This window comes from Micropruina sp., from assembly GCF_047602385.1.
Lineage (GTDB): Bacteria > Actinomycetota > Actinomycetes > Propionibacteriales > Propionibacteriaceae > Micropruina.
The window spans coordinates 226,297-246,341 of sequence record NZ_JASGHL010000005.1; the positions used below are offsets into that span (position 1 = coordinate 226,297).

Genomic DNA, 20,045 nt, shown 5'->3' on the forward strand with positions numbered 1-20,045 from the left:
TCCACTAGCGTGAATCCATGACAGCCATCCGTGGAGCCGTGCTCACCGTCTCGGACCGGGCCAGCTCCGGCAGCTACCAGGACCGGTCCGGCCCACTCGCGGTCGAGTTGCTGGCGGGCCACGGCATCGATGCCGGCCTGGCCGTGGTGCCGGACGACCCGGCCGAGATCCGTCGCGGCATCCGGACGGCGATCAAGGGCGGCGCTCGGTTCGTGTTGACCAGCGGTGGCACCGGGATCGGGCCACGCGACGTGACCCCGCAGGTCACCGCCGAGATGCTGACCCTGGCCCTGCCGGGCGTGGTGGACGAGATCCGCCGGCGGAGCGCCGAGCACGTCGCCAGCGCGGTGCTGTCCCGGGCCGAGGCGGGCATCGTCACGTCCAAGAAGCGGCCGGCCGCGTTCGTGGTGAACGCGCCGGGATCGATGGGCGGCGTCCGGGACACGGTCGCCGTCGTCGGCCCGCTGGTCGCCCACATCGTCGATCAGCTGGACGGCGGCGATCACAACCCCTAGCAACGCAGTCACTCACCGCATCCCTAGCGCTGGTTGAGCTCGTCGAAACCCCCTATCGGCCGTTGGCGGTCTCGACGAGCTCGACCAACGAATGCTCGACCAACGGTTCCGGCGAAGTGGTTCAGCGCGTCCAGTCGCCGCTACGCCCGCCCGATTTGGCCACGATCCGGCAGTCGGCGATGGCCGCGGACCGGTCGACTCCCTTCACCATGTCGACGATCGCCAGCGCCGCCACGGTCACCGCGGTGAGCGCCTCCATCTCGACACCGGTCCGGTCGGCGGTCCGGACGGTGGCGGTGATCGCCACCCCGGCATCGGTGATCGCCAGGTCGAGCACGACGCCGTGCACGCCGATGACGTGGGCGAGCGGCAGCAGATCCGGCACCTTCTTGGCGGCCGCGATCCCCGCGACCCGGGCCACCGCCAGCACGTCCCCCTTGGGCACCGTGCCGCTGCGCAACGCCTCGATCACCTCGGCCGAACATCTGACCAGGCCGGTTGCCCGCGCCTCGCGGACGGTGGGCTGCTTGCCGGTGACGTCGACCATCCGCGCCGCGCCGGAGTCGTCCAGATGGGTGAACCGCATCCGCTCACACTGCCATGACTTCGAGCCGATCGCCGACGGCGACGGCCAGCCGGTCCTCCGGCACGATGGCCAGCGCGTCCGCCCGGTGCAGCGACGCCGCCAGATGCGAACCCGACCCCAGCCGATGGGTCAGCCGGACGCCGTCGGTCTCGGTGATCACCGGCACGTACTGGCGCCGGCCGCCGGGCGAGCGCCAGCCGTCCAGCGCCACGGCGAAACGTCGGGCCACCGTCCGCCGAGCCCCGGTCAGCGCGTCCAGCAACGGGCGACCGAGAACGTGGAACGAGACGAAGGAGCTGACCGGATTGCCCGGGAACGCGACCAGCGGGACGCCGTCGATCAGCCCGCAGCCCTGGGGCTTGCCCGGCTGCATGGCAACTGAGCAGAACTCCAGCTCGGCACCGAGCTGCCGCACCGGCTCGTAGACGCCGGCGGAGACTCCCCCGCTGGTGAACACCGCATCGACCCGCGGCAGGTCGGTGAGCAGCCGGGCCAGCGCTCGCGGGTCGTCCCCGCTGCGCGCCACCGTCACCACCTCGGCCCCCGACGCCGCGGCGAGGGCCGCGATCATCAGCGAGTTGGAGTCGGGGATCTCGCCGTCGGCGAGCGGACGCCCGGGCTCGACCAATTCGGCACCGGTGGCAATCACCGCGACCCGCGGGCGGACCCGCACCTGCAGTTCGCCGTACCCGACGCTGGCCGCCGCTGCCACGGCAGCCGGGGTGAGCACCGTGCCGGCCGGCAGGACGAGGTCTCCGGCGGCCAGGTCGTCGGCGGCCCGGCGGACGTGGCGGCCCGGCGGAACCGACTCCAGGATGCGGACCTGCCTGGGCAACGGTGCGACGCCCGCGGGCTGATCGGTGAGCTCGACCTGCACCACGGCGTCGGCGCCGGGCGGAATCCGCCCCCCGGTCATCACCCGAACGGCCAACCCCGGCCCGACCGCGGGAATCTCGCCGGCGACGGCCGCGCTCTCCCCGGCCACCGTCAGGGCGACCGGCGGGCTGTGCACATCGGCGGCCCGGACCGCGAAGCCGTCCATCGCGGAGTTGTCGAACGGCGGGACGGCGAATCGGGCCACCAGATCGGCGGCCAGCACCCGGCCGGACGCCTCGGCCAGCCCGACCCGCTCGACGGCGAGGTCACGTCCGGCGGCCAGTGAGACCACCCGCTCGCGGTACTCCTCGACCGAGACCATCCGCCCACCGCCGGCGGGCCCGGGTTCGGCCGGTGCGCGCGCATCCATGGCTCCACCTTGACCAGCGGAGCGGCCGCCGACCAGCCTGACACGCCGCGGGCACGCCGCGGTTTCCGGAGCGCCGCGATAGGGTGGCCAGGATCGAGGAAGGGAGCAACAGTGGCGACGAGGGTCGGCATCATTCTGGCCGGTGGCACCGGTGCACGGGTGGGACTTTCGATTCCCAAACAGCTCATCAAGATCGCCGGCAAGACCGTAATGGAACACACGATCGAGATTTTCCAGAACTCGGACGCCCTCGATGAGATCTTCGTCCTGATGCATCCCGACCACCTCGACGTCGCCGAGGAGATCGCCGCCAAATACTCCAAGGTGACCAAGATCATCGCCGGCGGCGAAACCCGGAACGAAACCACCCAACGCGCACTCGCGGCGCTGGAGGGCTACCCCGCGGACACCAAGCTGATGACGCACGACGCCGTCCGTCCGTTGCTGGCCGACCGGATCATCAGCGACTGCATCGATGCCCTCGACCGCTACGACGCCGTCGACGTGGCCATCGCCTCGGCCGACACCATCATCGAGGTCGACGACAACCGGGTGATCACCGAAATCCCGCCCCGGCACCGGATGCGACGCGGGCAGACCCCGCAGGCCTTCCGCCTGGGCACCCTGCTCGACGCCTACGAGCGGGCCTGGCAGGATCCCGACTTCGTCGCCACCGACGACTGCACCGTGGTCCTTCGCTACCGTCCCGACAAGCCGATCTACGTGGTCGAAGGCTCCGACCACAATGTGAAGATCACCGAGCCGATCGACATCTTCATCGCCGACAAGCTGTTCCAGATCGGCTCGAGCGCCGCACCCGCGCACACCAAGCCGAGCGAGTACCACACCGCGCTGGCCGGCAAGGTCCTGGTGGTGCTGGGCGGCTCGTACGGCATCGGCGCCGACATCGCCGAACTGGTCGCCGGCTTCGGCGGGACGGCCCATTGCTACAGCCGGTCCGGCACCGGCACCCACGTCGAGCGGGCCGAGGACGTCGAAGCCGCGTTCGCCGACGCGTTCGAGAAGTCCGGACGGATCGACTACATCGTGGTCACCGCCGGCATCCTGAACCGGGGCCGGCTGGCCGACGTGGCCATGGACGACATTCTCAGCGGAATCGGCGTCAATTACCTGGCCCCGGTGTTCGCGGCCCGTTGCGGGCTCAAATATCTCGAACAGACGCACGGACAGTTGCTGTTCTTCACGTCCAGTTCCTATACCCGCGGCCGGGCCTCGTACTCGATGTATTCGTCGGCCAAGGCCGCCGTGGTGAACCTCACCCAGGCCCTTGCCGACGAATGGTCGGACATCGACGTCCGGGTCAACTGCATCAATCCGGAACGCACCTCGACCCCGATGCGGACCAAGGCGTTCGGCGCCGAGCCGGCGGGTTCGCTGCTGTCGTCCAAGGCGGTCGCCCTGACCTCGATCGACGTCCTGTTGTCCAGCCTGACCGGTCACGTGGTGGACGTGCGGCGACTGGACGGCGAGGGTGGCCTGTCGCGCACCGAGCTGGAGGCCCGCCGCATCTCCGAGGCCCTGGCCAAGGCCGAGGCCGGCGAAGGCTTCGATTCCGATTTCTGATCCCGAGGGCAGGCACTGGCCGGAGACTGAGGAGCGTCCACGATGAACCTGAGTGGGGTGCTGCGACCCAAGGTGCTGGAAGCCTTGCTCGCGGTCGTCTGCAACACGCTGGGCGTCATCACCATCCTGGCGGCGATCGTCGCCCCGACCTGGGTGGGCACGCACATCCTGATGTGGGTGCTGGTCATCGCCGTGCTGTGCGGACCGATCCAGGAACTCTGGGAGCCGGTCCGCAGCGGGGGTGCACTCCCGCTGGTGATGGGCACCATGAGCTTCGCCCGGATCGACGTGCTGCTGGCTGCGCTGGTGGTGGACTACTACGGCCGCGGTGTCACCCTGGGGGTGGCGGGCGTCACCCTGGCCTCGTTGTCGATCCTCGCCGAACAGGTCACCCGGCCACTGATCCGCCGGGCCGTCCCGGTGGTGTCGGGGATCTCCGGCTGGGAGGTGCCGGTGCCGTCGCTGCGGCTGGCCAACCTGCTCTACCTGGTCAACCTGTTGGCGATCGTCACCGCGACGCTCTCGTCGACCTTCGACTTCTCGCAGGCCTGGCTGCTGCTGCTGGTCGCGGTCAGCGCCGTGCTCACCTTCGTCCTGCTCGTCCAGGTCGGCCGGTACTACCTGCAGCGGTCGCGCTTCGAGCGGAATCTGCCCGCCATCATGTCGCAACTGGCGCCCGCGTTCGCGTTCCACTGGCATGCTCCGGCCGGCACCGCGTACCAGGCCTCGATGTGGCTGCCGTACCTGGCGCGGCTGGGCACCCCGTACTTCGTCCTGGTCCGGACGGCCGCCAACTTCGAAGAGATCGTCCGGCTGACCGACGCCCCGGTGATCATGCGTGCCGCCCTCACCGATCTCGACGATGTCATTCCCAGCTCCCTGCGGGTGGTGTTCTACGTGAACACAGCGGTGCGCAACTCACACATGATCCGCTTCCCGCACCTGACCCACATCCAGCTCAACCACGGCGACAGCGACAAGATCACCAGCGTCAGCCCGACCTTCCGCCAGTACACCCGCAATTTCGTCGCCGGGCAGGCTGCGATCGACCGCTTCGCCAAGCACGGCGTGGAGGTCCATCCCGACCAGTTCGTGATCGTCGGCCGTCCCCAGCTGGAGGGCATGACGATCGCCACCCGGCCGATCGCGGCGATCGCGGCGCCGACCGTGTTGTACAGCCCGACCTGGTCGGGCTTCTACGAGGACTCCGACTACAGTTCGCTGCGCGCCGGCCCGGAGATCGTTCGCTGGCTCCTGGACCGCGGCTGCACCGTGGTGTTCCGGCCGCACCCGTACGCACGCCGGCATGTCGCCAACGCCAACGCCTGCGACCAGGTGATCGCCATGCTCGCCGAGGACGCCAAGGCCAACGGACGGCAGCATGTCTTCGGACCGGCCGCCGAGACCACGATGTCGGTCGTCGACTGCTTCAACGCGGCGGACGCGATGGTCTCCGACGTGTCCAGCGTGGTGTCGGACTTCCTGTTCTCGGGCAAGCCGTTCGCGATGGCCGCCGTCTCCACCCACGGCCAGGCGTTCCGCGACGAGTTCCCGCTCTCGGCGGCGGCCTATGTGTTCGAGGTGTTCAGAGACGGGCACACCACCTCTCTCGAGGCCGCCCTGGGCGACATGCTCGGCGCCGACACCCTGGCGCCGACCCGGCAACGGCTGCGCACCTACTACCTCAGCGATGCCGACCCCGAGCACTACGCGGAGCGTTTCCTGAGTGCGGCCCGCGGCTTCCTGGTCGAGGACGCCACAACCCCCGCCGGGGACCCGCGTTCGTGACCCGGGGGAAAGAACCCAGACGGCTTCCTGAACCTTAAGAAAGTCTGATAGCCTCCGGCAAATCCTCAGGTTTACCCCCCGAACCCGAGGTTTGCCTTCCGAAGGAGCAGAGCCATGGCTCTTCGCAGACTTGTCAGCGTCCCCCTGCTCACCACGTTCGCACTGGGAGTCGTCGCCGTACCGGCCGGCGTCAGCCCCACGGTGGCGGACGCGGCGGCCAAGTCCTCCGGCGGCCCCGCGCTCCGGGTCGCCAGTTACAACATCCTGTGCTACACCTGCGGCGGCCCGTCCTGGGCATCGCGACGCTCGGCGGTGGCGTCCACGATCCGCAACCAGAAGCCGGACGTCGTCGGCATCCAGGAGGCGTCCCAGGGCAAGATGCCCGGCAAGGACGTGAACCAGTTCATGGATCTGCTGGCGGTGCTCGGCGGACCCTACGCGGCGGCCAACAGCAAGGGCTACAACTGCGTCCGCTCGCACACCCCGAGCAAGTGCGACTACAAGGATCAGGGCGCCAGCCAGGGCACCCGGATCATCTACAACTCCAGCACCGTCAAGCTGCTGGACGAGGGGTCGAGGAAGCTCACCTCCGCCGCCGGAGCCGGCGACCGCTACGTGGTGTGGGCACGGTTCCAGCAGCGCAACAGCGGCGAGAAGTTCCTTTTCGTCAACACTCACCTGGAGCACCGCAAGGGCGGCTCGTACTACGAATTGCGCAAGACCCAGACCAAGCAGGTGCTGGCAACGGTCGCACAGCACCGCGGCTCGCTGCCGGTGGTCCTGGTCGGCGACTGGAACTCGGACAAGTGGGCGAAGCCGTCCAACGCGCCCTCGGACCTGATCCAGAAGGCGGGATTCGTCGACCCGCTCGGGCACGTCTACCGATCCAAGGCGATCGGCAAGAACGCCACCGTCGAGAAGCGGATTCGGACCAACTACTGGAGCGTCAACCATCTCAAGCGGACCGCCCAGCATTACCCGGCGGGCACGAACGGGGTGAACATCGACCAGATCTACGTCAGCAGGATGCGGGTCTCCGAGTTCGAGGTCGTCGTCAAGCTGGACAGCAAGGGCCGGTTCGTCGGAACCATCCCGTCCGACCACAACATGCTCCGGGCGACCGTGCACCTGCCGTAGTCGATCCGCCGCCTCCGCGGGCGGGGTCAATCCTGGCCGAGAACCACCAGGCCGGGCCGGCTCTCCCGGAGCGCGGCGACCTGGTCGGCGTCCACGCCGGTGTCCTGCAGGTCGATCTCGGCCAGCCGTGGCAGCTCGCGCAGGGCGGACAGGTCGCGGACGCGGGTGCCGGCCAGGCTGAGCTCCCGCAGTCCGGTGACGCCGGCGAGCGGCCTCAGGTCGACGACCGGGGTGTTGTCCAGCCGCAACACCTCCAGGCCGGCCAGCCCTTCCAGCGGACCGAGGTCACGCACCGCGCTGTTGAACAGGAAGACCTCCTCGGCCTTCCGGGCTCGTTCGACGCCGTCGATGGATCGCAGCGCCGTGCCCGACAGATCCAGCCGCCGCACGGCGGCGAACCAGGGCAGGTCGACCAATCCGGACAGTGCCGTGATCGGGATGTCGTCCACCGAGAGGGTTGTCAACCGCGACAGGGCGGCCAGCGGGCCGAGATCGGCGACGGACGTGCCGGACAGGTGCAGTTCGGTGAGCTCGGTCAGGCCGGCGATCGGCGACAGATCGGAGACCGGGGTGTGCGCGATGTCCAGCACGCGCAGCGCGGTGAGATCACGAAGTGGTTCGAGGGTGCGCACACCGGTCGCCCGGGCCTTGAGCACCCGCAGCCGCTCGGCGCCCTGCACAGCCGAGAGGTCGTCGACAGCTGTGCCGCTGACGTCGATCTCGCGTAGCTCGGGCAGGCCGCGCAGCGGTGCGAGGTCGTGCACAGGGCGTCCGGGCACCGCGAGAACCTGCAGCGCGGCTGCGGCGGAAAGCGGCCCGAGGTCGAGCGGCAGGCCGCCCGGCGTGCGGTGCGGGTTGGTGTGCCGCAGGCGCAGTTCGCGCAAGCCCGGCAATCCGCGCAGGGGTTCCAGGTCCGGCGGCGAAACATTGACCAGGTCGACAATCTCGGTGTCGGCGGCGAACCGCTCGCCCCCGAAGTCCACACCGCCGGCGGCATCGTCTCGCGACGCGTTGGTGGTGTTCATGGCGGGCTCGGCAGGCTGCGGAAGTGGGCGGCCAGCCAGTCGACCAGGGCCTTGTCCCGCGCGGGGTTCTTGAGCAGTTGACCGTACTTCTTGATCGCCTCCGCAACCATCACATCGGCGGCACCCTTGTCCGAGAATGGCCCGGCCGGAAGGGGTTCGGCGGTCACCAGATTCCCGATCAGACCCATCGCCCGGACGATGCTCTCGATGATCACCACATCCAGCGAGGTGATTCTGGCGTGTGCCGCGGCCTGCTGGTGCACGGTCATGTCGGAGAACCTGGACAGTTCCAGGATGAGCGCCTTGTCCGTGGTGAATGGCGTCGTGTCCTTCTTGGTCAGCCACGACGTGCGCACCCCCCGCACCCACATGTGTGCGTCGGAGGCCGCGTCCCAGGCGTGCTGCAGGTGGTCGCTGGCGATCTTGCGGACGATGTCCAGCCGGGTGACGGCGCCGCCGCCCTTCTTGGTGCCGGGCGTGAAGGTGTGCCCGGCGAACGCGCTCACCCCGAGCAGCCGGCGCGGCAGCTCCTCGTAGTGGGCGGCGTTGTTCACCTTGTCGGCCTCGCTCATGGCCTCGAACGCCGGGGTGCCGTAGTAGCCGAGGTCGTCGACGGATCCGTGACCCAGATGCGACGCCTCGTGCACCAGGGTGGCCTTGCTCTCCGGCGGGTCGGTTCCCTTCACCACCGACGCCAGCAGGTGCATCATCTGGGTCGAATGCTGGGCCCAGCCACCCAGGAAGGTCTCCGGGTCGTCGAGGTTGTAGTCGGTGGTGACGTGCTTGTCCAGGTCCGCGGCCGCAGCGGCCAGGGCGGTGCGGCCGCTGGCATACCGGGCCTTGGCCACGGCGGCCTGCCCGCCGAAGACCGCAGCCAGCCCGGCCGCGTCACCGGACGCCTTGGCCATCAGGTCGCCGGCGTCCTTCATCAACACCTTGAGCTTGGCGGCGTCGGCCTTCTTGATGGTGGTGTGCGCATCCAGCACCGTTTGGTAGATCTGGGTGCGGTCGGCCGGATCGAGGGCCTTGTTGAATGCGGCCTCGCTGATCTTTCCGGGCGCCGGGAAGATCTTCGCTACGAGGGTCGGGACCGGGTCCTTGCTCTTGAGCCGGTTCTCCTTGGCCATCCGGTCCAACAGCTGAGTGACCGCGGTCTTGATCACCGCTTCCGGGATCCGCAGCTTCTTGTCCGTCAGCGCGGCGCGCAGGTCGGCGAACCGAGGCATCCGAGCCCTGACATCGGCAGCGTCCAGCATCGCCAGGCCGCGATGCTGGCGACCGGGCACCACCAGCTCGACGGTCCGCCCCGACCTGGAGGTGACCCCGGTGACGACCGCCTGGTTGCCGGCCAACCGCTGCATGGCCAGGATCGGCGGCGCCTTCTTCCCCCCGGCCGGCGGGGTGCGCCGGGGCGGCCGACGGGGTCGGTCCGAGCCCGGTTCGTGCCGGGGAACGGACGGGTGCACCATGCGACCGACTGTACGAGCCACGATCCCGCCCGCCTAGGAGCCGCTGCGCAGTTGCTGACGCCCGAAAGGGCAGGTTGATGCCGGAACGGGCAGCTCGCCGAGGGCTCGGACGACCGCCTGCCGCCGGGGCGGACCGCCAGTCATCACCCACAGCGGTGGATGCGCACCGCGGGTCGCGGCCCGGGGCACCGACCCGCTCGACCCCGGGAATCGGCGCTGGGTCAGCCGCACAGCCGCTTCGAACGGCTCTCGATGTCGTCCATCGCCTTGTTCAGCGTGGGCAGCTGCTTCAACTGCGCGCGGGTCGCATTCCAGTCGCCGGTGTCGAAGGTGATGATCGCGTCCTTGAGGTAGCGGATCACCTTGGCGTAGCGCGGCCGCAGGTCGGCCGGGGCATGTGCGGACGCGGCGGTGTAGCGCTCCAGCCACTTCGCGAACGTGGCGGAGAGCGAGCCGGGGTCGGGCGACCCCTCGTCGTCGGGCGGGTCCTCGGACGGCCCGCCGCCACGGATGGCCAGGTAGTCGCGGCAGTACGGGGTGAGCTTGCGGGTCGAGGTGGGCGTCGGACGGGCCGAGGGAGAATTGCTCGGTTCCGCGCTCGGGGTGGCTCCGACGGTGGCCGCGGAGGTGCCGGTCGCCGCCGGATCGCCGGCGGACGGCTGTGATCCGCGGACGGACCAGATCACGCCCGCCAGCACGGCCGCCGCAAGCACCGCACCGACCGCGATCCACCACCATGGACGCCGGCGGGGCGGCTTCGACACCGGTTCGTCGACTTCAGACATTGCACCTCCTGGCCATGGTCAGCCTATGCGGCCGGGGAGGCGGCTGCACTCGGGTCGCCGCCCGGGACTGCGAAACAGGTCGCATCCTCCGCTCGACACCTCCCGAGGGAGGTTCGCCGCAGGAGCGACGCGTCCTACCATGAGGACGCACCCCTGACCGCAGACCGAAGGACCCCCGTTGCCTCCCTCAGAGGTCAAGATCTCCGTCGTGATCCCCGCATATCGCTCCGGCGCGGGAATCGATCGAGTGATCGGCTCACTAGACGCACAGACGTTGCCGGCGAGCGAGTTCGAGGTGATCGTGATCGACGACGGTTCGCCCGATGACACCTTCGACCACCTCCGCGCCCTTGCCGCCGGCCGGCCGAACCTGAGGGTCGACCGGATCGAGAACTCGGGCTGGCCCAGCCGGCCGCGCAACATCGGCACCGACCTCGCCCGCGGCGAGTACGTGCTGTACATGGATCACGACGACTCGCTCTATCCGGACGCGCTGCGCCGCGCCTACGAGTACGCCCACGGCGCCGGCTCCGATGTGGTGAACGTCAAGGAGTCGAAGACTTCCGACGCCTGGTGGTGCATGCCGGCGCTGGCCCGCGGCAACGCGCCCGACATCAAAGCCGAGCAGCAGATCGACCGGATGCTGCCGATGGTGCCGCACAAGCTGTATCGCCGCCAGTTCCTGGCCGACCACGCCATCCGGTTCCCCGAGGGCCGGCGGATGCTCTGGGAGGACATCTACTTCAACATCGAGGCCTACGCGAAGGCCGAGCGGGTGTCGGTCCTGGCCGACACCCCGATCTACCTGTGGCACGCCTCGGACAGCAACAACTCCGCCACCTATGGCCCCCGTGACGAGGAGTTCTGGGACCGGCTGGACGATCTGCTGAGGTTCATCGACCGGACGCTCAGCGGACCCGATCTCGAATCGGCGCGCCGGCAGGCGTTGCTGCACCAGTACCGCGGGCGCGTGCTGCGTCGGCTCGGCCGGGCGCTCAAGGACGCCGCGCCGGAGGTGGCCGAGCGGGCGATCCGGCGCGCCCGCGACATCCAGGACCAGTTCATCGATCCGGAATGGGAGCTGGCCCTAGGGGTGTTCGAGTGGCCTCGCGCCCAGCTGTTGCGGGCCGGACGGGCCGACCTGCTGGCCCTGCTGCACTCCCACTACGCCCAGATCAAGGGCCGGACGACCGCCACCCGGGTGGGCTGGCGCGACGGTCTGCTCGAGCTGGACCTGGTGGCCCGCTGGCTGGACGCCGAGGGGAACCCCCTGCGCTTGGGCCACCTGGACGGACGGCTGCTGCTCAGGCTCCCGGAGGCGCTGGCCGAAGCTCTGCCGGCCGAGCGCCTCGACGTGACCGACGCGGTCAGCCGGTTCGTGCTGCGGGTCGCGGTGAAGGCCCGCGCCGAGAAGATCACCTGGCAGCTGTTCCCGGAGGACTTCGAGGTGTCGGTGGATCCCTTCGAGGACGGCACCGCGGGCCTCAGCGTGCACTCCCGCAACCGATTCGACCCACAGACCTGCGCGCTGGGCGTCCCGGTCGCCGACACGGTCTGGGACGCCGTGGCGGTGTCGCGCTGGGACGGCCTGTCCCAGGCTGGTGCCGTCCGGACCGAGACCGAGCCGCTCCCGGCGCTGCTCAGCGGGCGGCCCGCTGTCGCGTACCGCAACAAGTCCGGGAATCTGAGCATCGACCTGGCCCAGCGGCATCGCAGCGTCGCGCGGGACGGGTTGGCCGAACAGCCGATCGCGGCGCCCGGTGCCAGCTTCGCGCTGCCCGGCGTCCACGTGCACGGCCACACCGATGTCGCGCAGCCGGTGCGGATCGGGGGACGCCTCCAGCAGGGCCGGCTGATCGGCGGCGCGGACGGCGCCCACGTCCGGTTGTCCGGGCCTCCCGGGCCGGGGCCGGTCACCTTCGAGGTCGGGGACGAGAGCTTCCCGTCCGGCCTACGGGTGGCGTCCGACGAATCCGGGCTGAGACTCCTCCCTCAACCGGCCGAGCGAACCTCGGGCGCGGCGGCTTTCCTGCAGCGGGCCGTCAAGAAGCTGCTCAGGCGTCCCGGCAAGGGACAATAGCTCGCCAAAGCGAGCAGGTGCCGGTCGGTTACAATCACAGCCATCAATGCTGTCTTTGTCGGGAGATCACCCATGCCCCAAACTCTGAGGCTGCTGACGGCCGCCCTGACGTTCGCCCTGGTGTGGGCGTCGACGGCATTCCCCGGCTCGGCGGCCGCGCTGCCCGGCCCGGCCGCGCCGGCCATCCTCCGTCCGGCCGACCCCTCGCCGAACAACGCGCCGGCTCCGGTCGCTCCGGACGCGGTGACGACGACCGCGGCCGGCCAGCGGGTGGAGATCTACGGCTCCATCGGCAATCTCGACGGCGATGCCGACTGGCGGCCGATCAACGCCTACGCCTACCTGGTGTCCTCGGTACCCAAGTACCAGCACATCTACTCCACGATCTACAACGCGTACTGGGACGGCCGCATACCGCGGCTCGACCCGGTGACCAACAAGTGGGACGTGTACGACCCCGCCGATGCCGGCGGACCGCCGCTGACCGCACTCTTCGCCCCGACCGCAGCCTTCCGCGATCAGCTCAACCAGTACGACAACGATGCCGATCGCAAGCGGTACATCCACACCATCGGCAACCGGATCACCATTCAGGACGCCCTCAACAACAACAGCAGCCTGGCCACCATGCTCACCAAGGCAGGGGTGATGAAGTTGTGCACCTACGGCAGCGGCTCGTGCCTGTCGCGGGTCAAAGAGGCCTTGTTCCACGACAAATTCGCGCTGTTCTCCCAGGCCAAGGATTCCACCGGCAAGCTCTGGAACAACGTGGTGTGGGTGACCTCGTCCAATCTCAACGGCGCGAGCGGCGGCAACAAATCGAACATCAGCTTCGCGATCTACGGCGACCAGACCGGCTACAACAATCTGCTCAACAATCTCTGGACCCCGAGCATGAATCAGACCGTGACACCGGCCTTCACGGCGGCGGCCAGCGGCGGTTTCGGTTCCTCGTCGACCGACATCGTCTACTATCCGTCGCCCCGCACCACCGACTTCGAGGGCACCCTGCTCGGTACGCAGACCAACTCCAAGCTGGGCGGCAAGAAGAGCGGCTGCAAGGTCTACGTGGTGCATTCGCTGTTCAGCATGGCGCGGCAGAAGGTGGCCGATGCGCTGGCCGCGCTGAAGAAGGACGGTTGCTCGGTGAAGGTGGTGGTCGGTCCCCCGTCGGTTCAGGTGATCACCGACACCTATTTCGCGATGAGCAAGAAGCTGCGCAAGCTGATCGACAACTTCGAGTTCGCCAACGTCCACGACAAGACGGCGACGATCTCGTACACCCTCAACGGCGTGAAGCGGTCCTACGCGTTCGGCGGCTCGGCCAACTTCAACGGCACCAGTCTCAGTGGGGACGAGCTCGCCGTCCGGTTCACCAACGCCGCGGTGGTCCAGGCTGTGGAGGACCGCTCGCAGTTCGTCTACACCTTGGCCAAGGCGGGCACCAAGCGAATCCCCGTGGTCAGTGTCGGCGTCTCGCCGTCGACCGCCATGGTGATGGCCGGCTCGAACATCACGCTCAAGGCCGGTGTGCTGCCGACCAACGCCTCGGTCCGCTCGGTGAACTGGCGTTCCAGCGACACCTCGGTGGCCCGCGTGGACGAGGCGGGCGTGGTCACCACCCTGAAGCCCGGCATCGTGACCATCTCGGCCGTCTCGGTGTCAGGTTCGAAGACCGGTACGGCAACCCTCAACGTCACTCCGGCGGCCGCGCAGATCAACGATTTCGATGGTGACGGTCAGGTCGACACCGCCGTCGTCCGTCCGGGCAGCGATTCGGCCCGTGGCTCCATCGAGATCCGCTACGGCAAGGGCACCACCCAGACCGTCCGGCCCAGCCAGCACGGATTCAACGAGTCGTCGGCGATCCACTACCGACAGGTCGTTGCCGCCGACGTGAATACCGACGGCTACGCCGACCTGGTCGTCGGCGCACCCGCGACGAACTCGGCGACGAGCACCGAGGCCGGCCGGGTCTATGTGATCTACGGCTCGGACGCCGGGCTGCGGACAGACACCATCAAGCGCCTCGACTCGCCGGTCGACTCGGCTCCGGACGCCAGCGGAGCGAACCTGGGCGGTTTCGGCACCTCGGTGGCGGTGGCGAGCACGCCCTATCCGGTGATCCTGGTCGGTGACCCGTGGGCGAAGACCAGCACCGGGCTCGCCGGCGGTCTGGTCCATGGCTTCCCGGTGACCAACGGCAGCTACGGGGACCCGATCGCCATCTCGCAGAACTCCCCCGGCGTCCCAGGTGCCGATGAGGCGGGCGACGCCTTCGGCTACTCGCTCGCCGCCAGCGGCAACAACGCCCTGGTCGGGATTCCGGACGAGGCGATCGGCACCAAGACCAAGGCCGGCTCGGTGCTGCTGTTCCGGTTCACTCAGACCTCGTTCAAGGTGTCCGGATTCGACCAGAACGTGGCCGGCGTGCCGGACTCGGTGGAGACCGGAGACCGCTTCGGGCTGACCTTGTCGATGGCCGGCAACAATGCGGTGATCGGGATCCCCAACGAGGCGGTGGGCAGCAAGCGCGACGCGGGTGCTGTCCAGCCGCTGACGATCACGCCGACGTCGGTGAAATGGCCGGCGTTGATCACCCAGGACACCAGCGGCGTTCCCGGCGGCACCGAGGCCGGGGACCTGTTCGGTCGTTCGGTCCAGGTGGCCCGCCAGTGCTCCGGGAAGCCGTCCTATCTGGTCGGGGTGCCCGGTGAGGACCTGGGCACCGAACTGGATCGTGGCGTAACCCAGTTGATCCCCCAGGGCATCACGTCGAGCTGCAAGGTGATCGAGTACACCAACGGCACCGGACGCCTCGGCGGGCCCGCGCTGGCCGGCGAGCAGGTGCCGACCAGCCTCTCGGTGATCCGCGCCTCGGCCGCCGCCACCACCGACACCCTGGTGATCGGTGGCCGCGACAACCTCCATCTGGTCCGGACGCCGTTCACGACGGTGGCCAGCCGGATTGCGATCTCCGCAGGCAGCTACCTGGTCGGTCCGCTCGGCTGAGTTCGCCAGGCGTCGGATCGATCAGGGTTTCGCTGGTTGAGCTTGTCGAACCCCCGTTGCCAGAGGTCTCGACCAGCTCGACCGACGGTGATCTGCGCGGATCGGCGGCTGAGACTCAGCGCGGCTGTGCGGCGAGCCGCCGGGTGGCTGCGATGAAGGTGGCGGTCGGGCCGTGCGGGTGTTCGCCCAGCACATAGCCGGCGATCGCCGTCCGCCCGGGAAGGCCGGGGTCGTCGCCGAGCGCCAGGTCGATGATCTGGTCGATCTGCTCCGGGGCCGTCAGCAGGTAGTTCGCCGATTGGCTGGGGTAGCGGCGGGCGAATTCTTCGGCCGTGAGTGCCCGCGGATTGCCGGCGATGATCGGCCGGAGCGTCCAGAGGAAATCACTGGCCACGCCGGAAACGTCGGCGATCAGCACATCGGCGGCGTCGAACGCCTCCTGCAGCGGGCGTCCGACCTGGGTGTGGGAGCCGAGATGGTCGCCGCCGCTCTCACTCAGCAGCCGGTCCACCTCGATCCGGGCCGCCCGCATCCCCGGCCGGAGCAACCCGGTCGAGGCGTGCGGCCGGAAGCAGATCCGGACGGCCGGACGGTGCGCCAGCAGCCTGCGGACGATCTCGGGGCCCATCGTCTCCAGCGAGGTGTAGTTGGTCTCGTCGAGGTAGCCCTCGAAAGTGGGCGCGTAAAGCACGGTGGGTGGCTGCTGGCCCAGCGGACCGCGGCGCAGCTGCTCGACCTGGGGGCGTCCGACGATCACGAACCGGTCGGCCGGCAGGTCGACGCCCGCGGCCGCGTACCGGTCGATGGCGGCCTGGCCGGCCACCCAGATCTGGTCGTAGACCCGGGCCATCGGATTGGCGCTCGGGGATTTGTCGCTGTCGCCGTGGCCGAGGAACACGTGCCGCAGGTTCGGGTACCGCTGCAGGTCGATGTTCTTGGCGCTGTTGCCCAGGAAGAAGGCGACCCGCAGGCTCGGCACGATCGCCCGCTCCAGGTTCCGCGAGGTCGGCGCGTACACCACCCGCAACGAGGTGGCTTCCAGCGTCGCGAGGTGACTCGCCTCGCGGACGACGATCAGGCAGCCGTCCGGCAGCGCTTCCAGAGTCGGCAACCACGGCGAGAGCAGGTGCCGGCCCTGCCCCGTTCCGGCGGTGATGTAGACCAGCGCGGTGGGGGCTTCGCGGGTGATGTCGTCGACCAACTGCTGCTCCGCGGACGCCGCCGAGGCGAGCACCCGGCGGGCCCGCAGCAACAGCACCCCGCCGACGGCGACCAGCAGCACGGCCAGCAGGCCGAAGGCGAGCCCGGTGACCCGGTCGGACAGCAGCGTGACCAGGGCCGCGGCGAGCTCGAAGTAGAGCAGCACGACGCCGGCCTCGTAGCCGCGGATCGCGGCGAAGGCCACCGTCGGGGACGGCTGCCGGGCCGCGCCCGGAACGAAACCGGCGAGCGGCTGGCGTGATCCGGCGAAGACGCCGAGCGCTCCGAAGCCCAGCCAGGTCAGCTGGATCAGCGCGACCGCCAGCATCAGCGGGACCAGGGTGTCCGGTTCGGCGCGTGCCGTCACCACGACCAGCAACAGGTCGCGGACCAGCGCGCGCACCTGCCGCGTCCAGCCGGACAGGGTCAGCAGCGTCTCCAGCGGCGAGACGACCCGGGCGGCGGCCCAATCGCCGGCGAGCACCGCCGCGAAGCACAGCACGCCCAGCCACGGCCAGGCGCCGAGTGCCGCGGCCACCAGACCGGCCAGCCCGACCACGGTGAGGGGCAGGTACCAGCCCGCCACCGTGGCTATCCACGGCGCGGGCGGACGGCCCACCGCGCTGCGCAGGGCCTCGGGTTCAGGCCTGGGCAGGTTGCGCGGCACCAGGCCGGCGAGTCGCGCCGACAAGGGGTCCATGGCGTTCATCCGAGGGTCTCCGGCTTCTACTTGCAGACTTCGATGATGCGTTCGGCGATCAGCTCGGCCGCCCGGCCCGACTCCGCCGAGCCGAACTCGCGCAGGTGGAAGCGGGCGGCCGCACGATACTGCTCGGGCTCCCAATCGGCGATCGTGCGGTGCAGATCGGCGTTGGAGCCGGCCAGCGGAAGGCCCCAGCACGCCGGGTCGACATAGAACCCCGGCTGCTGCCTGAGCTGGTCCAGGTCCGGGACGTAGAGCAGGCACGGCTTCCCGGTCAGGATGAAGTCCCAGATGGTCGACGAGTAATCGCTGACCAGGACGTCGGCGAGGCTGAGCAGCTCCTGCATGTCGGGGTAGTCGCTCACCTCCAGCACGCGTCCGCCGGTCGGCGCGGCACGGTCCGGCCCGGTCAGCTTGTGCTGCCGGCGCAGGATCCACCACTCGCCGCCGTAACGGCGCTCCAGGGCTGCGAGCAGGGCGTCCGGATCGAACGGTTCCGCGGGATCGTCGGCGGCGCGCACCGTCGGCGCCACCAGCACCGTCCGTGCGTCGGGAGCCAACCCCAGCCGGTCCCGGGTCCGGGCGTCCACCGCCGAGCGGTCGTGGCTCAACAGCAGGTCGTTGCGGGGCATCCCCACCTCGGCGACCTCTCCGGCATAGCCGAAGGCGCCGCGGACCAGTTCGCGGGTGAACACGGTGGAACTCGACACGAACAGATCGGTCACCTTGGAGCTTCGCCGTTGCTTCAGCCGTAACAGCGGGTCGGCTCCGGGCTGGTCACCGGGCAGCCGCTTGTACGCGCCGCCACCGTGCCAGGTGTTGATCACGAACTGCCGGTCGCCGAAGGGAAACCACATCAGGTAGGCGCCGTTGGACACGACGACCTGGGCGGTGAGCAGTTCCCGGAACGCCGCCGGAGAGCCGTGCGCCACCAGCCGGACGCCGAGATCGGTCAGTTCGGGGTAGGCCTGCGGGTCCTCGACCGCCCAGACCAGGTCGAGGTCCGGATCCAGCGCGCGCAGGGCGAGGAGCACGTACTTGGGATTGCAGGAGAACTCGTGCCGGGCACCGCCGCCGTAGGCGATGAAGGCGACCGTGCGGGAGCGCGGCGGACGAATCCGCCAGGGCAGCGCCGCGACCGACAACACCGGTCCCAGCAGGGCCGTGCCCCCGGTCCGGGCGGCTGCCGCGACCCGTCCGGCCAGCTCCGCCGCGGCCCTCCGCCAATCGTGGCCGGGCCGGGCCGGCCGGATCACTGCCCGCGGGACGCCTCGTAGGCGTCCACCACCTCGGCGGTGGGGCCGTCCATCCGCAGCGTGCCGCCGTGGATCCACAGCGTCCGATCGCAGGTGCTGCGAATCGATCCCATCGAGTGCGACACCAGGAAGATGGTGCCGGCGGCGTCCCGCATCTGCCGGATCCGTTCCTCGCTGCGAGCCCGGAACGCCTTGTCACCCACCGCGAGAGCCTCGTCCACGATCAGGATCTCGTGCTGCTTGGCGGTGGCGATGGAGAACTTCAGCTTGGCCTGCATGCCCGAGGAGTAAGTCCGCATCGGCAGATCGATGAACTCCTCCAGCCCCGCGAACTCGACGATCTCGTCGCGCAGCCGCAGCACCTCGCGCTTGGAGAAGCCCATCGCCAGGCCACCCAGCAGAATGTTGTTCTCGCCGGAGAGGTCGGGCAGCAGGGCGGCGCCGATGCCGAGCAGGTTCGGCCGCGAGGCGGCGTAGACCGCACCCGACTCTGGCGGCGTCAGACCCGTGATCGTCCGCATCAGGGTCGACTTGCCCGAGCCGTTGTGACCGATCACGCCGATCGACTCGTTCTCGTAGGCGGTGAAGGTCAGCCCTTTGAGCGCGTGCACCGTCCGGACGCCGCGGGTCCGGGTGAGCAGTCCCGACCGGCCGGCCGCTCCGGCGGCGCGACCGCCGGCGAAGACCCGGTACCGCACGTGCAGGTCGTCGACGATGACCACCGGCTTGCCGCGGTGCCCCCCGTCCAGCGCGTCAGTCCCGGCCATAGCGCTCCTCGGCGACCCAGAAGAACAGCAGCCCGACGACGAACACCACGACCGACCACAGCCCGAAGAAGACCCAGTACTGCGGTTCGTAGTGGCCCTGGTTCATCAGCAGCCCGCGAGCGATCTGCAACACCTGATAGAGCGGGTGGAAGTCGTAGAGCGCCACCGCCCAGGGGTGATCGCGAAGGATCCGGTCGACCGCGAACAGCACACCCGAGGTGTAGAACAGGATGCGGTTGACGAACGGCAGAATCTGGGTGAGGTCCCGGACGTGCACGGTCAGCCGGGCGGCGATCATCGCGACCCCGGTGTTGAACAGCGTGTACAGCGCCAGCAGCGGGATCATCAGCAGCCAGTCCCAGGCCGGCGGGTGGCCCAGCACCAGCAGCGCCAGCACCATCACCCCGAGCATCGGCACCAGCGCCATGAAGTTCTCCAGCACCACCGCGACCGGCAGGGTCAGCCGCGGGAAGGCCAGCGACTGCACCAGGGCACGGTTACCGGTGATCGACTTGGCTCCGTTGCTCAGCGATTTGGAGAAGAACTCGAACAGGAAGACGCCGATCACCACGAAGGCGGCGTAGTCGGGAGGACGGTTGGCCGCGGTCTGCAGAAGGCCGAAGATCAGGCCGTAGACCACCGCGTTGAGCGACGGCTGCAGCACCAGCCAGAGCAGGCCCAGCCGGTTCCGTTCCTGGCTCGCCTGGATCCGGAACCGGGCCATCGCGATCGGGAAGTCCCGGCGGTCCCAGGACTGCTTGAGATAGCTCCACAGCCGGGGGCGCGCGCCCACTCGATGCAAACCGTGCTGGTCGGCGTAGTCAGCCAGGCTCATCGATGTACGGCTTCCTCTCGCTTCGCGGCACGGCAGTCAAACATCCCGATTCTAGCC

At 69.4% G+C, this 20,045-nt stretch carries 15 protein-coding genes; 6 read left to right on the forward strand and 9 right to left on the reverse strand.

Features of this window, described 5'->3' with window-relative positions:
- Window positions 1-17: 17 nt before the first annotated feature.
- On the forward strand, window positions 18-515 hold the full coding sequence (locus QM711_RS16615; RefSeq protein ID WP_415101354.1) for a MogA/MoaB family molybdenum cofactor biosynthesis protein: 498 nt from the start codon (window positions 18-20) through the stop codon (window positions 513-515).
- A gap of 121 nt (window positions 516-636) precedes the next feature.
- Here QM711_RS16615 and moaC read toward each other — a convergent pair whose 3' ends face one another.
- Both moaC and glp read right to left on the reverse strand, forming a co-directional pair.
- The gene (gene moaC / locus QM711_RS16620) at window positions 637-1,101 is read right to left on the reverse strand and encodes a cyclic pyranopterin monophosphate synthase MoaC (RefSeq protein ID WP_415101356.1); all 465 of its coding nucleotides are present in this window, start codon (window positions 1,099-1,101) and stop codon (window positions 637-639) included.
- A gap of 4 nt (window positions 1,102-1,105) precedes the next feature.
- Window positions 1,106-2,347, reverse strand: a complete 1,242-nt coding sequence (glp, locus tag QM711_RS16625; RefSeq protein WP_415101358.1) for a gephyrin-like molybdotransferase Glp — start codon at window positions 2,345-2,347, stop codon at window positions 1,106-1,108.
- Window positions 2,348-2,458: 111 nt separating this feature from the next.
- Between glp and QM711_RS16630 the strand changes: the two genes are divergently transcribed.
- The 3 genes from QM711_RS16630 (at window position 2,459) to QM711_RS16640 (ending at window position 6,856) form a co-directional block, all read left to right on the forward strand.
- The gene (locus tag QM711_RS16630) at window positions 2,459-3,931 is read left to right on the forward strand and encodes a D-ribitol-5-phosphate cytidylyltransferase (protein ID WP_415101360.1); all 1,473 of its coding nucleotides are present in this window, start codon (window positions 2,459-2,461) and stop codon (window positions 3,929-3,931) included.
- A gap of 42 nt (window positions 3,932-3,973) precedes the next feature.
- Entirely contained in the window at window positions 3,974-5,719 is a 1,746-nt protein-coding gene (locus QM711_RS16635; protein WP_415101362.1) for a CDP-glycerol glycerophosphotransferase family protein, read from the forward strand.
- A 114-nt stretch (window positions 5,720-5,833) separates the two neighbouring features.
- Window positions 5,834-6,856 carry an endonuclease/exonuclease/phosphatase family protein gene (locus QM711_RS16640; RefSeq protein WP_415101364.1) on the forward strand — a complete coding sequence of 341 codons (1,023 nt, stop codon included), beginning with the start codon at window positions 5,834-5,836 and terminating at the stop codon, window positions 6,854-6,856.
- 26 nt (window positions 6,857-6,882) lie between these two features.
- Here QM711_RS16640 and QM711_RS16645 read toward each other — a convergent pair whose 3' ends face one another.
- From QM711_RS16645 to QM711_RS16655, 3 genes are all read right to left on the reverse strand, one after another.
- Window positions 6,883-7,881 (reverse strand): leucine-rich repeat domain-containing protein, encoded by a 999-nt coding sequence (locus QM711_RS16645; protein ID WP_415101366.1) that lies wholly within the window; start codon window positions 7,879-7,881, stop codon window positions 6,883-6,885.
- On the reverse strand, window positions 7,878-9,350 hold the full coding sequence (locus QM711_RS16650) for a hypothetical protein (protein WP_415101368.1): 1,473 nt from the start codon (window positions 9,348-9,350) through the stop codon (window positions 7,878-7,880). The genes QM711_RS16645 and QM711_RS16650 overlap by 4 nt, the downstream gene beginning before the upstream one ends.
- A 221-nt stretch (window positions 9,351-9,571) precedes the next feature.
- Window positions 9,572-10,135, reverse strand: coding sequence for a hypothetical protein (locus QM711_RS16655; protein ID WP_415101370.1), 564 nt, complete (start codon window positions 10,133-10,135; stop codon window positions 9,572-9,574).
- Window positions 10,136-10,343: 208 nt separating this feature from the next.
- On the opposite strand from QM711_RS16655, the gene QM711_RS16660 reads away from it, so the two are divergent.
- Both QM711_RS16660 and QM711_RS16665 read left to right on the forward strand, forming a co-directional pair.
- Window positions 10,344-12,215 carry a glycosyltransferase family 2 protein gene (locus QM711_RS16660; protein WP_415101372.1) on the forward strand — a complete coding sequence of 624 codons (1,872 nt, stop codon included), beginning with the start codon at window positions 10,344-10,346 and terminating at the stop codon, window positions 12,213-12,215.
- A 72-nt stretch (window positions 12,216-12,287) separates the two neighbouring features.
- Window positions 12,288-15,227: an Ig-like domain-containing protein gene (locus QM711_RS16665; RefSeq protein ID WP_415101374.1), complete on the forward strand. Its 2,940-nt coding sequence runs from the start codon at window positions 12,288-12,290 to the stop codon at window positions 15,225-15,227.
- A gap of 115 nt (window positions 15,228-15,342) precedes the next feature.
- On the opposite strand, the gene QM711_RS16670 is transcribed toward QM711_RS16665, so the two are convergent.
- Genes QM711_RS16670 through QM711_RS16685 form a run of 4 tightly spaced genes read right to left on the reverse strand, consistent with a single transcriptional unit; the run spans window position 15,343 to window position 19,988 of the window.
- Window positions 15,343-17,136 (reverse strand): hypothetical protein, encoded by a 1,794-nt coding sequence (locus tag QM711_RS16670; RefSeq protein WP_415101376.1) that lies wholly within the window; start codon window positions 17,134-17,136, stop codon window positions 15,343-15,345.
- A 17-nt stretch (window positions 17,137-17,153) separates the two neighbouring features.
- Complete coding sequence (locus QM711_RS16675) at window positions 17,154-18,386, reverse strand: CDP-glycerol glycerophosphotransferase family protein (protein WP_415101378.1); 1,233 nt, start codon at window positions 18,384-18,386, stop codon at window positions 17,154-17,156.
- Window positions 18,383-19,153: an ABC transporter ATP-binding protein gene (locus tag QM711_RS16680; protein WP_415101380.1), complete on the reverse strand. Its 771-nt coding sequence runs from the start codon at window positions 19,151-19,153 to the stop codon at window positions 18,383-18,385. The genes QM711_RS16675 and QM711_RS16680 overlap by 4 nt, the downstream gene beginning before the upstream one ends.
- Window positions 19,140-19,988, reverse strand: coding sequence for an ABC transporter permease (locus QM711_RS16685; RefSeq protein ID WP_415101382.1), 849 nt, complete (start codon window positions 19,986-19,988; stop codon window positions 19,140-19,142). Before QM711_RS16685 ends, QM711_RS16680 begins: the two co-directional genes overlap by 14 nt.
- Window positions 19,989-20,045: the final 57 nt, after the last annotated feature.

Coding starts and splice junctions, on each gene's coding strand:
- QM711_RS16615 (WP_415101354.1), top strand. CDS start 18: ATGACAGCCATCCGTGGAGCCGTGCTCACCGTCTCGGACCGGGCCAGC.
- moaC (WP_415101356.1), bottom strand. CDS start 1,101: ATGCGGTTCACCCATCTGGACGACTCCGGCGCGGCGCGGATGGTCGAC.
- glp (WP_415101358.1), bottom strand. CDS start 2,347: ATGGATGCGCGCGCACCGGCCGAACCCGGGCCCGCCGGCGGTGGGCGG.
- QM711_RS16635 (WP_415101362.1), top strand. CDS start 3,974: ATGAACCTGAGTGGGGTGCTGCGACCCAAGGTGCTGGAAGCCTTGCTC.
- QM711_RS16640 (WP_415101364.1), top strand. CDS start 5,834: ATGGCTCTTCGCAGACTTGTCAGCGTCCCCCTGCTCACCACGTTCGCA.
- QM711_RS16645 (WP_415101366.1), bottom strand. CDS start 7,881: ATGAACACCACCAACGCGTCGCGAGACGATGCCGCCGGCGGTGTGGAC.
- QM711_RS16650 (WP_415101368.1), bottom strand. CDS start 9,350: ATGGTGCACCCGTCCGTTCCCCGGCACGAACCGGGCTCGGACCGACCC.
- QM711_RS16655 (WP_415101370.1), bottom strand. CDS start 10,135: ATGTCTGAAGTCGACGAACCGGTGTCGAAGCCGCCCCGCCGGCGTCCA.
- QM711_RS16665 (WP_415101374.1), top strand. CDS start 12,288: ATGCCCCAAACTCTGAGGCTGCTGACGGCCGCCCTGACGTTCGCCCTG.
- QM711_RS16670 (WP_415101376.1), bottom strand. CDS start 17,136: ATGAACGCCATGGACCCCTTGTCGGCGCGACTCGCCGGCCTGGTGCCG.
- QM711_RS16680 (WP_415101380.1), bottom strand. CDS start 19,153: ATGGCCGGGACTGACGCGCTGGACGGGGGGCACCGCGGCAAGCCGGTG.
- QM711_RS16685 (WP_415101382.1), bottom strand. CDS start 19,988: ATGAGCCTGGCTGACTACGCCGACCAGCACGGTTTGCATCGAGTGGGC.